Origin of the sequence: Orenia metallireducens, from assembly GCF_001693735.1 — a bacterium.
GTDB lineage: Bacteria > Bacillota > Halanaerobiia > Halobacteroidales > Halobacteroidaceae > Orenia > Orenia metallireducens.
In genome coordinates this window covers 592,899-606,244 of record NZ_LWDV01000010.1, presented here as the reverse complement: position 1 = coordinate 606,244, position 13,346 = coordinate 592,899, and the positions used below count along the sequence as shown (strand labels likewise).

8 protein-coding genes are annotated in these 13,346 nt (G+C 31.5%); all 8 read left to right on the top strand.

From position 1 onward, the window contains the following. The first annotated feature begins 5 nt into the window (after nt 1–5). The 8 genes from U472_RS14820 to U472_RS14785 all read left to right on the top strand — a co-directional run bounded on the left by U472_RS14820 (nt 6) and on the right by U472_RS14785 (nt 13,335). Nucleotides 6–1,103, top strand: coding sequence for an LptF/LptG family permease (locus tag U472_RS14820; RefSeq protein WP_068719512.1), 1,098 nt, complete (start codon nt 6–8; stop codon nt 1,101–1,103). Nucleotides 1,104–1,293: 190 nt separating this feature from the next. Next, nucleotides 1,294–2,457: a DUF3084 domain-containing protein gene (locus U472_RS14815; protein ID WP_068719511.1), complete on the top strand. Its 1,164-nt coding sequence runs from the start codon at nt 1,294–1,296 to the stop codon at nt 2,455–2,457. Continuing rightward, a complete protein-coding gene (gene ruvX / locus U472_RS14810; protein ID WP_068719510.1) occupies nt 2,441–2,839 on the top strand; it encodes a Holliday junction resolvase RuvX in 399 nt (132 codons plus the stop codon). Before U472_RS14815 ends, ruvX begins: the two co-directional genes overlap by 17 nt. 724 nt (nt 2,840–3,563) lie before the next feature. Beyond that, nucleotides 3,564–4,736 carry a hypothetical protein gene (locus U472_RS14805; protein WP_068719509.1) on the top strand — a complete coding sequence of 391 codons (1,173 nt, stop codon included), beginning with the start codon at nt 3,564–3,566 and terminating at the stop codon, nt 4,734–4,736. 654 nt (nt 4,737–5,390) lie between these two features. Further along, a complete protein-coding gene (locus U472_RS14800) occupies nt 5,391–6,755 on the top strand; it encodes a hypothetical protein (RefSeq protein WP_068719508.1) in 1,365 nt (454 codons plus the stop codon). 1,100 nt (nt 6,756–7,855) lie between these two features. Continuing rightward, on the top strand, nt 7,856–9,667 hold the full coding sequence (locus tag U472_RS14795) for an outer membrane protein (RefSeq protein ID WP_068719507.1): 1,812 nt from the start codon (nt 7,856–7,858) through the stop codon (nt 9,665–9,667). 112 nt (nt 9,668–9,779) lie between these two features. Next, complete coding sequence (locus tag U472_RS14790; RefSeq protein WP_068719506.1) at nt 9,780–10,070, top strand: hypothetical protein; 291 nt, start codon at nt 9,780–9,782, stop codon at nt 10,068–10,070. 259 nt (nt 10,071–10,329) lie between these two features. Beyond that, nucleotides 10,330–13,335, top strand: coding sequence for an InlB B-repeat-containing protein (locus U472_RS14785; protein WP_068719505.1), 3,006 nt, complete (start codon nt 10,330–10,332; stop codon nt 13,333–13,335). Nucleotides 13,336–13,346: the final 11 nt, after the last annotated feature.

The window sequence follows — 13,346 nt, the reverse complement described above, 5'->3', positions numbered from 1 at the left end:
AGTAGATGAAGATTATTTATCGATATTTATTGGTTGAGCTGATTCAACCATTTCTTTTTGGGGTTTTTGCTTTTACTAGTATCTTTGTTGGTACTGATGTGTTAATCAGTTTGGCTAAGATGATGTCCGAATATGGAGTTCCTTTATTGACAATAGTGAAATTATTCTTTTTAAGTTTGCCCCAGATAATTGTTTTGACATTCCCAATGTCAATGTTGCTGGCTACTTTATTATCCTTTGGACGTTTATCAGGTGATAGTGAGGTAATAGCATTAAAAGCAGGAGGGATTAGTTTTACTAAGATAGTTACTCCTGTTTTGATAGTTGGTTTATTAATAAGTGGATTGACTATCTTTTTTGAAAATAGTCTGGTACCAACCAGTATAAATGCTTATGAAGATATTGTCTGGAAGTTAAAGCATGGTACAGTTAAGCCTAAGACTCAGAGAAACTTAGTAATATCTCCAGTTAACAGGCAGACAGGAAAACTAGACTATATCTTAACAGCTGATAAGTATGATGGTAATACTCAAATGTTAGAGGGGGTAACCTGGCAAGATTATGAGAATGGGAAGCTAGTCACAAGTATTCAAGCTGAAAAAGCAGAGTGGTTAGAAGAAGAATGGGTATTTATAGACGGAACTATCTATACGATTGGAGATAATGGACAAGTACCTCAGACTACCTTTAAAAGGTTTAATATGAAGAATAAATTAAATAGAACACCCACCCAAATTACTCGTAATCAGAAGGACCCTGAAGAGATGAGTCTCTCAGAGTTGGGGGAGCATATAAAGCTTATGGAAGAGGAAGGTCGAGATGTTAGTGAGTTGAAAGTGGTCTATCATCAGAGGTATGCAATTCCCTTTGCTTGTTTTATCTTTGCTTTAGTAGGGGCACCATTAGGTTTACAGCCTAATCGTTCAGGCTCTTCTATAGGTTTAGGATTGAGTATTATAGTTATTTTTATTTATTATACAATTATGACTATTGGTTCTTCCATGGGTGAGGCAGGAACTATAGCACCTTGGTTAGGAGCTTGGAGTCAGAATATAATCTTTACTATAGTAGGATTTGTACTAATGTATAAGGCGTCTAGATAGTATTTCAAAGTTCAATATTAATGTGTAAAGAGAATAGAGGATTCATATTAATAACCCGTATTGCTTATAAAATAGTAATTTACAACTGTCAATTAGCATTTAGAGTATATCTATAGGACTTATTATGATAAGCCTGATTTATTTTTTTATAAGATTTAACTGTACACTATCCTGAAAGGAAGGATGTAGTATGTATGGAATAAAATTATTGTTGGCTCTAGTTATTGTAGCAGGAACTATAGCTTATGTTGGTGATAAGATTGGAATGAAGATAGGAAAGAAGAGGTTATCCCTCTTTGGATTGCGTCCTAAGCATACTTCGATAGTGATTACTGTAGGTACAGGTATCTTAATTGCTCTGGCTTCTCTATTACTTTTAATGGGAGCTTCTAAGGATGTTCGAATGGCCTTATTTGATATGGAAGCAATGCTAGAGCGTTTATCAGCTTTAAATCAGAGTTTAGTATCTAAAAATAATGAATTATTAGGGTTACGAAGTGATATTGAGAAGAAGGTTAGCGATTTGCTTATCTTACAAGAGGATAAAGATGTTTTAGAATCAAATTTAACAAAGTTGAAGAAAGAATATCAAGTTGTTCAAGAGAGTAAACTAGAGTTAGAGGATAAAGTGGAGAAGTTAACTTTACAAAAAAGTTCTTTAACTGAACAGGTTGATAATTTAGCCTATAATATCAGTCTATTTGGTAGAAGATACTTATCTTCATTGACTGGTGATATTGTCTATCAAAAGGGTGAGATTATAATTGAAGAATCAATAGATTTAGAAGAATCCTCAGATAAGATAGAGAATAAGGTTGATAACTTATTAGAAGAAGCAGATAGGCTTGCTAGGCAAGCAGGTATTGAGATTAAAGATAATAAAGAAATTCTTGAATATAATATTCAAGAGTTGAATAGGTTGCATGATATTTTGAAAGAGAAGAAGGGTAGAGTTATTTTAAGATTATTAAGTGCTAAGAATACCTTCAAAGATGAAGTGCTATCTATCAATTTTGATCTTTATGAAGATTATAAAGTCTACCATCAAGGAGATACTATCCTAATGGCTAATATACAACCCAGTGATGACTTGTCATCTATTGAAAGGGAGTTGTATCTCTTGCTAGATAGTCTGAATAAAAAAGTTATCAGTGATGGGTTATTAGTTGATTCTGAGGTTGAGGAAGGAGAAATTAGCTTGATTAGTCTTTATCCAATAATAGATAAACTTTTATTAGAAAAGAAATCTATCAAGATTGAAATAGTAGCAATTGATGATATTTGGCGTAGTGATAATCTAAGAGATAATATAGAATTTAAGATATCAGGTGATGATAATGATAATCGGAATTGACCCAGGAAAGGATAAGTGTGGCTTAGCAGTTGTAGATCAAAAACTAAATATTAGATTTAAAGAGGTTATAAAAACTAATAGTCTTATAGATAAACTAAAGGTATTAAAAGAAGACTATGATATTGAAGAGATTGTCTTGGGAGATGGGACTAAAAGTAACAATATAGCTTCTAAGCTAGAAGGTCTCTTTAAAAATATTCATATAATTGATGAATCCCACTCTACTTTAGAAGCTAGAGAATATTATTGGCAGGATAACCCTAGGAGGGGTTGGAGAAGGTTACTCCCTATTACAATGCAAATGCCTCCAGAACCAGTAGATGATTATGTAGCTGTTATATTGGTCTTAAGGTATTTAAATAGCTTTAATAAAGAGAACTAAGTGAATTCACTTAGTTCTCTTTTTCTTATGTGTAATTAATGGTTATATCCCTAAGTTTAATAGAGTATCGGATAAGGGTATATTGCGACACTTTTTACACCTCATCCCCAACCCTTCTCCTACTCTTAGGAGAAGGGAGAAAAGTAAAAGAAAAAGAGTTTCCCCTCTCATTAGTTAAGGAGAGACTGGTTGTGTACGAAGAGTAATTGAACTGTATTACTCGTAAGGGGATTAAGGTGTGAGGTGTGAGGTTTTGAACTTAATTTTTAACTATAAAACTGCCGCAATATCATTCTATAGTATCATTTCTGCTGTAAGTATAAAGACAGTGGAATAAGCTCATCCAAAGAACAATTGTCTGATAATTCAAAATATAACAAAAAAATAAAGGTTCTAATTAACAATAAAATAATATAATACTATATAAGACATAATATATTAAATTATATATAATTTAATATATTACATTAAAAATACTAACTATTTGTAAAATTAACTAGTTATTAATTTTGATTTATTTTTTTTAATAAAAAACAGAATAAAATAAAGGAGTTTGGTTAGTTGCATAGAATTTAAATTATATAGAAAAATTTTATTAAATAAAGGCAAAGAAGGAGGTGAACCCCTATAAGCCGCAGATTGAACTTAGGAATTAGATTTAGAATGAAAAAAATATTTGAAAATTGAAAAGATATTATTATAAGAGAATAAGGGGGAAATAATAATGAAGAAGATTTCTTTATTACTTACGTTTGCTTTAGTTATGGCGTTAGCTGTACCAGCATTTGCTGCTGAAGGTGTAGAAGGAACTGTTAAATCTGAGGTTGAAATTGAAACTGTAGATACTGAGGATACTGAGGCAAAAATCACATTTACTCTTGCTGAGGTTGACATGGATGTTACTACTATGCCAGTTGATACTGCTCTAAATGTATTATTTTTAGAGGAGTATGTTCTAAATAATGATTATAGTGATGCTGATGCTAATGATTTCAATACTTTTAAATTTGCAGCTAACTTTGAGTACACTGGAATTGAGAATGTAAGCTTAGGTGTTAAGGGGACTGACCCTGCTGATGATGATGTAGATTACATGATTGTTAAATCAGGAGACAACGATGCTGATTTAGGATTTAAATTTTATGGAGATTATAAAATGGAGGTAGCTCCAGGCTTAACTGTTGGTTCTGACAATAATATTAAAATGGAGAAAACAGGTAGCGCTGATGAGTTTGATAAAAAGCTAACTGTTAATCCATTCGCTAATTATGAAGTAGTAGTTGCTGAAGGAAGAACTGTTGGAGTAGAATCTGATGTAGAATTTGTTTATGACAATGAAGATACTACAAATACAGTTACTATTAAGCCTTACTTCAATATAGAGCAAGCTATTGCTGAAGATGTAACTTTTACTGCTGATAATAGCTTTGAAATTGAGAAAAAATCTGAAGCTGATGATGCTGCTACTACTTTAGAAGTAACTCCTAAGTTAGAAGTTGTTAAAGGTAACTTAAAGTATGGAGTTACAGGTGCTGGATTTGAATTTGATGATAAAATTGGCTTAGATTATGATAGTGACCAGTTATTGGTTTACTATAAAAAGGGTGACTATGATGCTACTGTCTTCGCTATCAAGCCATATGTAGAATTAGAAATTGCTACTGTTGAAGGATTAGCTGTAGGTGGAGAGTATGCTTATAGAACTGGTAGTGATTCAAATGATAATGAGTTAACAGAAACTGTACTTAAGCCATATGCTAAGTACGAAATGCCATTAAGTGATAGCTTAACTTTCACTTCCGAAGCTAATTATGAAATTGAATCTCTTGATTTTAATGGAATTGAAGCCGATTTAAATACATTTACTATTAGTGCTGGAGTTGAATTAGCATTTTAATTAATGTTTAATCTAGCTGGAAACCTCTGGGATATTTTATCCTAGGGGTTTTTTATTTTTTGCAGATAATCCATCCTTCAAATAAGATATATTATTACAATTATTATAATTATTAACATTGGTTATAAGTAATAATAATCTAATAAAATTAATATAAATAAAAAAGATTTCAAAATTTTAGGTGTAATTTCATTATTTATAAATTAAATATTATAAAACACTATATATTTAACTTGTATTTATGCAGAAAGTCATCTTAATAATTGCAAAAAAATTTGAAGTAAATTAATAATTTTTGGATTAATTTTTTAAAAAATAAGTATGATTGTAATATCAGGTATGTTTAGAGATATATATTTAATTATTCTTTTTAATGAAATATTTGACATGGTTAAATTATTGTTGTATTATAATTATATAAGTCAATATTAGAAGATATTTAAATTTATTCTTTAGGTAAGGATAATTAAAATTTTATTAGAGTAACTAATCTATTTAAGTATAGTAAAGTTTTAATTATCTTAATAACTTAGGACTTACAAGGGGGGTGGAATTACTTAAGAGTAATATGGTATTTGTAATATAATTTTAGGAAGTTATTAAAATTTAAATAGCTTTGAGCAACTTTATAAGAACATAAGGGGGAAAACAACAATGAAAAAGATTTCTTTATTACTTACTATTGCTTTAGTTATGGCTTTAGCTGTACCAGCATTCGCAGCTGAAGACAACGTGAAGATTACTGGAGAGGTTGAGACTGTTTTTGAAGTTGGTCACTATGGGGAGGATGCAGATACAACTGCTGAACTATGGGCTGATGGTGATGCTTTAGATTTAGACTTAGCTGATGATAGTGATGACTTTCCTGCTGAGAGAGCATTTTACCAAAACATCGGTTTAAATATCGCAGGAAATGTTGATAATATTAGCTTTGACTTAGCTGTTGACACTATCACTAATAGTTTTGCTAAGGCTACTCGTGTACCTTATGATAATAATGTAGAATTAGGTGAAAATGATGATACAGAGGGGTTAAAATTTGATACTGCTTTATTAACAATTAGCAATGAATTTGCTACATTGAAAGCAGGAGATTTAGCTGATTATGATGTTGACTCTTACTTTATTGATGAAGAAGATATGGAAGGTGTAGAGGTAAGTACAGCAGTTGCTGATTATGCTGTTAAGGCTTTTGTAGTAGGTGAAGATGGTGACAAGACTGATGATTACTATGGTGTAAGTGCTACTAAGAACTTTGATAATGGTAGCTTTACTGGAAAGTTATATCATGTAAGAGCAGCTAATAAAATCACTGATTTAGCTGTAGCTGCTACTGTTGATGTAACTGATGTATTTACTGTTAATGGTGAAGTTGTATTCAACAGTTGGGAAAATGATATTACTGATGATAGTGATTCTCTATTCAACTTAGGTGCTAGTTACCAAGCTACTGATATAGTAACTGTACGTGGTGAGTTTGAGACTGTTGGAGAGAAATTTGCAGCTGCTCCTCAAGCTGACCTTGAAGAAAATGAAGGTGACTATAGCAAGTTCAATCTTGGTGCTGACTTTGCACTAAATCCTAACAATACTGTAAAGGCTGACTATACTGTAGTAGACCATGCTGATGAAGCTGAAAAGAAAAATACTTTTGAATTAGCTTTAGACAATGTAAATGGAGCATTTACTAATACTGCTAGTGTAGAATTTACTACTAATAATGGCTATATGGAAGGTACTGATATCACTGTATTTACTCTAGGAACTGAGTATGCAATGAGTGATGTTACTACTTTAACTGCTAAGTTAGTTAATCAATCTGCTGATGATGTTTCTGAAACTTATAAGGATCATAATGATTATGTTAAATATACTTATTTAGCAGCTGGTTTAGAGCAAAAAATCTCTGATAATATTAGCTGGGACACTGAAGCTAAATATATTACTGGAAGTAATTCAGCTGATACTCAAGATGGAGAAGGTAACTCTATCAAAACTAAGTTAATTGTTAGCTTCTAATTAAATCTAAAGAGATTAATTAAAGCCTCTGGGATATTTTATCCTAGGGGTTTTTTCTTTTTTGAATATGGGGATATTATGATATTTTTAGAGCTCATACCTCACCCTAGCCCTTCAGGGTTTAGCAACCCTTCATACAAAACCAGTCTCTCCTACTCTGAGGAGAGGGAATAAAAACAACGATTTCCAGCTCCCCCCTCTCATTAGTTAAGGAGAGACTGGTTGTGTACGAAGAGTAATTGAACTGTATTACTCGTAGGGGGCTAGGGGGTGAGGTATGAGTTTTTGATTTTAACTGTCAGCCGTCAACTGTACACTGTAAACTAATTTATTCCCCTATACTTACCAAAAGGATTTATAACTATCCCCTAGAATATAAATATTATATGAAGATAAATGACAATTAATTACTTAAATTTAAAAAGAATGGATAAACCTTCTTAAAGGATTTGAGAAGGAACTGTTGAATAAGTATATTACAAAGAGCAGTTAAAAGAGAGAATCAATTTCATACTTTTACCACTTGCTATTAAAGCCATTTATGTTATAATTAGCTTATAAAGGTTGATAATACTTAATGTTTTTTAATGATAAACAAGAAATAACATAAAATATTTTAGAGATTGATTGTTGAAAATCACTAAGATTTTAATAGTCTTAGTTCTCACTATTGATTACTTAATGATTTCCAATAATGAGCTTCTAAGATTTGAAAAAAGGCTATGATATAAGCTTTGAATTTTTTTAACCTCTAATGTCGAAATTTGTCGAAAAAAGAGGTCTATAACTGTACATTGTAAATTGTACACTGTACACTGTTTTTTTAACTTGTGTTTAAGCTTTATCATCTTAATAAATACTTATTCTGCTCAAGAAAGGAGGTGTCCCCCGTAGAGCCTTCAGTTTAAGATGGTAAACTTAACAAGGATACTTTGGTAGAAAACTAACATATTTAAGGGAGTAAGGAAGAATTGAGGAAACACGGCCACTCAACTTCGGAAATACCCCCCAAGTTATGTAGTAGAAGCTAAAATATCCAATATAATTTTAAGAAAAATACTACTAAACACACTAAAAACAACCTAGGGGGAATATTAATAATGAAAAAATTAATCACAAGCTTTTTAACATTAGCATTATTATTTACAATGTCAGTACCAGCAATGGCAAATCCATTTAATGATGTACCCGAAGGGCATTGGGCTTATGATGCTATTCAAAAAGCCGCTCAAGCAGGATTATTAGAAGGATATGGAGATGGAACTTATAAAGCTGCTCAAGATTTAACTCGTTATGAGGTTGCTGCTTTAACAGCTAGAGTATTAGAAAAAGTAGAAACTGGAGATAATCAAGTAAGTGCAGAGGCTGTAGAAGCAATTACAGCTTTAGCAGAAGAATTTGATGCTGAATTAGCTCAAATCAATGAAAAATTGTCTAATTCATCAGCTGTAACTATCTCTGGTAAGACTGGAGTAGAATACAAAGATGTAGAGCTTGAAGGAAATGGTGTAAAGCCAGGAGAAGATGGAAAATCAGTTGTTTATAAAGATCCATTTACAAAGGACTTAGATGATGATGATGATGATTATGTAGATGCAACTGATTATGATGATGATGATATGATTACTGCTGAAGATTACTTTAAGCAATTTACTGATTTAAATGTAAATATTGAAAAGGATGGAGTAATTGCTGACTTAAATATGTTAGCAGTAGGAAATTACTTTGGAAACTATGGAAATGACGAAGATGGAATGAGTGAAGCAGCATTAGAATTAGATGAAATTTCTGGTTCTATTACTACAGAAGACTTTGTTGCTACAATTGGTGATGAACAAGGTCTAGAATGGAAAGACTATTTATACTTCAATGATGATGATATTGATGGTGTAATATTTAATGCAGGAAACTCTCAAATTGCAGTAGGTCAACGTGATGATACAAGAGATATAGCTATAAAACAGGATAACTTATTTAACTTACCTGTAAATCTATTTGTTGGAGTTAGAGATAATACTGATAGAAATATAGTTGCAGGTCTTGATACAGCATTTAATTTAGCTGGTGTAGACTTCACAGGAGATTTAGCATTTAGTGATAAAGATATGAATGAAAGAGTAGCAAGATTAGGTGCAAGTAAAGACTTAGGATTCATTAAATTAGAAGGAAATATTGAATCTACTGAAAACTTCACAGGAATTGAAGTAGATACTGATGAAGATGATGGATTTGAAAGTACTAAGAAGGGTTATGATGTAAAAGCTAGCACAATGTTAGATAAAGTAGAAGTATCAGCATTATATGAAGATTATGAATATGCAGCTGACAGTGATGAAACAAGTGGAGAAGAAATTACTTTAGCAGCTGAAGTAAGTAAAGATAACCCTTACACAATTCTTGGTGTAAATGTATTTGGTGAATATGAATATGCAGTAAAATCTGAAGAAGAAATTAGATATTTAGAAGCTAATAAAGAATTAGGAAACATTACTGTAGCAGGTATCTATGATTATGATAATACAGATAACTTAGCTGATAAGGTATTAAGTGTAGCATATGGTACAGAATTTGATGTAGCAGGAATTAAGTTAGCACCAACTGCTCAATTAGCAGCTATCTATGATATCGATAACAATGAAAGAATCAATAAAGAAGCTGGAATCGATGCATCTTACCAAATTAACGATAAGTTAGATGTAACAGCTGGATATGCTTGGGCAGATAAAGAAGATAGAGTAGATGACGGAATGGAAGGAGAATTCACTACTGCTAAGGCAGGATTAGAATATAAGGTAACAGATTCTGCTTCAGCAACAATTAACTTTGAAAGAGCTGATTATGTAAATGCTGTAAATGCTACTGAAGACTTTAGTGTAAATAGCATTACTGGTGGAGTAAGTGTTAACTTCTAAGTTGTACTTTTAACCTAAAAGCCTCTGGATTATCCAGGGGCTTTTTTTTATAAAAATGGAGGTATTTGACTAAAGTAATAGAATATATAAATAAATTGAGGAGGGGTTTATAATGAAGAAGTTATTTATACTCTGTTTAGCTTTAGTAATTTTGGCTTTGCATACTCCTTTAGCTATGGCAGAAACTGTTACAATAGATACTAAGGTAGTAGAGGTTGATGAGAGTGAAATGATAAAGTTGGCAAGTCAAGAGAAGTTTGATAATTTAACTACTGTTATGAAGAAATTAGTTCAACTAAATATATCTACTGAAGAGAATATTGTAGAATTAGAGAAGATTAGTATTATTGATTTTGAGTATGGTGAAGGTGCTAAGATAAGGATTTATTATCAAATTAATTGAGTTTATAAAAAAGCTAAGTGGTTAACCACTTAGCTTTTTGTTCTTTTAGTAAAATTATTGGTTTTATTTTAAAAGGTGATAAATAGTTTTAATATTCTTAATTACATATAATGTGTTTTATTTTGTTATTTATGTTAAAATGAATGTATCAGTACCAATAAAAAGAATAGAAACTATTTGGCAGATTAACAGGAAAATGAGGTATGACTAAAGAATAATATATTATAGAATTATTATGTGAAAAAAGGAGGTAGATTAGATGAATAAATATATAAATAAATTATTTATTGGTATTTTATTAATATTTACATTTATTTTTGTTTTTGCAGGAACTAGTTTTGCTTTTAGCCTAACTGTTAATTCTGATCATGGTACTGTAACTAAGAACCCTAATCAAGCTGATTATCCTGATGGGACTAATGTAGAGTTAACAGCTACTCCTGATACGGCTTATATATTTAGCCACTGGGAAGATAATTTAGGTAATAATTTAGGAACTACAAATCCTATAACAATAACTATGGATAGTAATAAGACTATCACTGCAGTTTATTCTGAGCAATATCAATTAAACACAAGTACTGATTATGGAGAGATAGAAGTAACAGGAACTTATCCAAATCTACATTTGAAAGCTGTAGCCAATGCTGGTTATGAATTTGACCATTGGGGAGGGGATGTTAATTTTGATATCAACTCTCAAGAAGGCGATATCCTTATGGATAGTAATAAATCTGTAACAGCTACATTTGTTGAAGGGAAAGTAACTGATTTTGAGATTGGACCACGGCATATTGTAAAAGAGGTAGACGTTAGAAAGTTTGAATTTCGTCCTGAAGCCAGGTTGGAAGGATATAGTAATGATGTTACTATACTCTTTCAATTCAGTGCTGATGCTCCAAATATTTACGTTATTAATACAAGTAACGACCTGTTGGAGGCTGATGCGAATAGTAGTACTGATATAGAGTATGATGAATCTAATGGAAAGGTCGTTTTTAAAAATGGTTTCTTTAGTGATATGCCAATCAATAATACTTATGAGGTTAGACTTGGTAGTCAACAAGGTCCAACATTAGCAACATTTACTATCAAGTCTTCCTACGCATCTCCTAGAATTGATGTAAGGGTTGAAAATCACTTTCAGTATGGAATTCTTGATCCGGGTAAGGTTTATTACTTAAAAAACAAATCAGATTTGATAGTTGATGTTACTGCTCAATCTGATATTGCTGATCAACGATTTATTAGATCAAGTCAAGACACTGAGCCTGATACTTTAAATAGATCTATCAGTTTAGATACTACTTGGAGGACTATTGATGGTGGATCTGATATTGCAGGTATATTAAATCAGAGAATAACAAAGACAAATTGGCAAATAGATAATATTACTCCTTTTACAGAAGAATTAAATAAGTTACCAGCTGGCACTGAACTTAATGTTATAGCTGTAAGAATGAAGGCATCTGCTTTTGGGGCAGAGACTCCAACAGATCATACCTATTATTTTGCTTTAGATGTTGATGATGATCCTGAAGTAATTGGTGTGACTCCTGGTGTCTCCTTTAAAGAAATATTAAATCAAACGACTGATAGTCAAAAAATTGAGATAGTTAAAGCGAATAGTGCAGAGTACTCCCAACCAGAGATTAAAATTTCTTTTAGTGAAAATTATTCAGGATTTGAAGGAGGTTCTTTAACACCTGAAGATTTGATTAATACTAGAGGGGTTAAGGTAGATGATGATAGAGTTATAGATGATATAGTCAATGACTATCTATATGAAACAGATGATCAATTTGATCAAGTAGTAGATGTACACTTTAGAGTAATTGATTATAATGAAAATACAAAGACTGCTACTATATTTCCTTATGGAACTTTAAAAGAGGGTAAATATGTTATAAGAGTTACTGCTACTGACATCTCTGGAAATGTAAATGATACCGATACACTTACCCCTGGAGTTACGGGTTTTACATTTATGTTAGAGGTTAATGAAAATAGACCAATAATTAACAATATAACCTTGAAAGATAATAAAGATAAACAGGTTGATAAGGTAATTAGTACTAACGGAGGTAAGTTGTACTTTGATGTTCATAACTCTGAAGAAGTGAGGTATCAAATTAGGTCAGGTGCAGATGTAGGACAACCATGGACCTATAGATATAAGACTAATTTAGATAAAAAGACCGATTATATAGAGGAGGATTTAGCTAGTTTAATTTCATCACTTGAAGATGAGACCTATGAGGTAATAATTATAGCTGATGATATTCAGATAAGTCCTGACTTGATCAGTGAGATTCAAAGTATAAATTTAGATAGTACAAATAATGATATAGAAGGTGACATCAAGGCTCAACTTGAGAGTGCAGGTATAACTTTAGATGAGCAGCGAACTCAAATTAAAGCCTTCAGATTCAAAGTAGATGGAACTGCTCCACAGATTATAAGTAATATTCAGTACTATAATTCTAAGACAACAACTATAGAAGATACAAGCAATGGTACCTTTGGTGTTATATATACTGCAATTCCACAATTCCAACTTATTATTAGTGATATTTCAAATATAACTGATCTTAGACATATAGAATTTGTAAAGGAAGGTGAGAGTGGAGGGATAGCAGGTGAGTTACTTAATTCATTAATTCCTCTAACTGTAGATTCAATTCCAACTAATATTTCAGCTACAATGCAGACTGATATCAAAAATGAGATAGATCAGGGCAAAAATGTTTATCTTATTAAATTTAGACCTAAATCTTCATTGGCTGATGGTATATATAATTTACAAATGGATATACAAGATGAATGGGGAAATGGATCAGGGTTGATAAACTTCCTAGCTTTATTTGAATATCAAAATGTAGTAGCAGATATAGAATTTAATATTAATGATGGAGAAAAATTAAGTGTTAATGAATCTTCAACGATAAGAATTGATTTTAAAGAGAATAGAGAGATTAAGCTTACAAGCTTAACTGTTAAGATTGATGAGAAAACTATAATTGAAGCTGGAGAGCAAGTAACAGAGACTAAAAAGGATTACTATATTAGCAAGATTACTAATACTCAAGATGGAAATGAGGTTGTAAGTAGAATTATCATCTTTGCTAAGACCCCATTTTTGGGTGGAAATCATAAGGTAACAGTCTTAGCAGAAGATAAATATAGTGAACTTCCAGCTAAAGAATTATCCTTTACAGTAACACCTAGAAAAGGTTTTGGGTTTGGACGTTTATTAATTTATTAAAGGTAATATGG

Bases quoted from the DNA above. Each gene is read 5' to 3' on its own strand.
- U472_RS14800 (WP_068719508.1), top strand. From the start codon at position 5,391: ATGAAAAAGATTTCTTTATTACTTACTATTGCTTTAGTTATGGCTTTA.
- U472_RS14795 (WP_068719507.1), top strand. From the start codon at position 7,856: ATGAAAAAATTAATCACAAGCTTTTTAACATTAGCATTATTATTTACA.
- U472_RS14785 (WP_068719505.1), top strand. From the start codon at position 10,330: ATGAATAAATATATAAATAAATTATTTATTGGTATTTTATTAATATTT.
- U472_RS14820 (WP_068719512.1), top strand. From the start codon at position 6: ATGAAGATTATTTATCGATATTTATTGGTTGAGCTGATTCAACCATTT.
- U472_RS14805 (WP_068719509.1), top strand. From the start codon at position 3,564: ATGAAGAAGATTTCTTTATTACTTACGTTTGCTTTAGTTATGGCGTTA.
- U472_RS14790 (WP_068719506.1), top strand. From the start codon at position 9,780: ATGAAGAAGTTATTTATACTCTGTTTAGCTTTAGTAATTTTGGCTTTG.
- ruvX (WP_068719510.1), top strand. From the start codon at position 2,441: ATGATAATCGGAATTGACCCAGGAAAGGATAAGTGTGGCTTAGCAGTT.
- U472_RS14815 (WP_068719511.1), top strand. From the start codon at position 1,294: ATGTATGGAATAAAATTATTGTTGGCTCTAGTTATTGTAGCAGGAACT.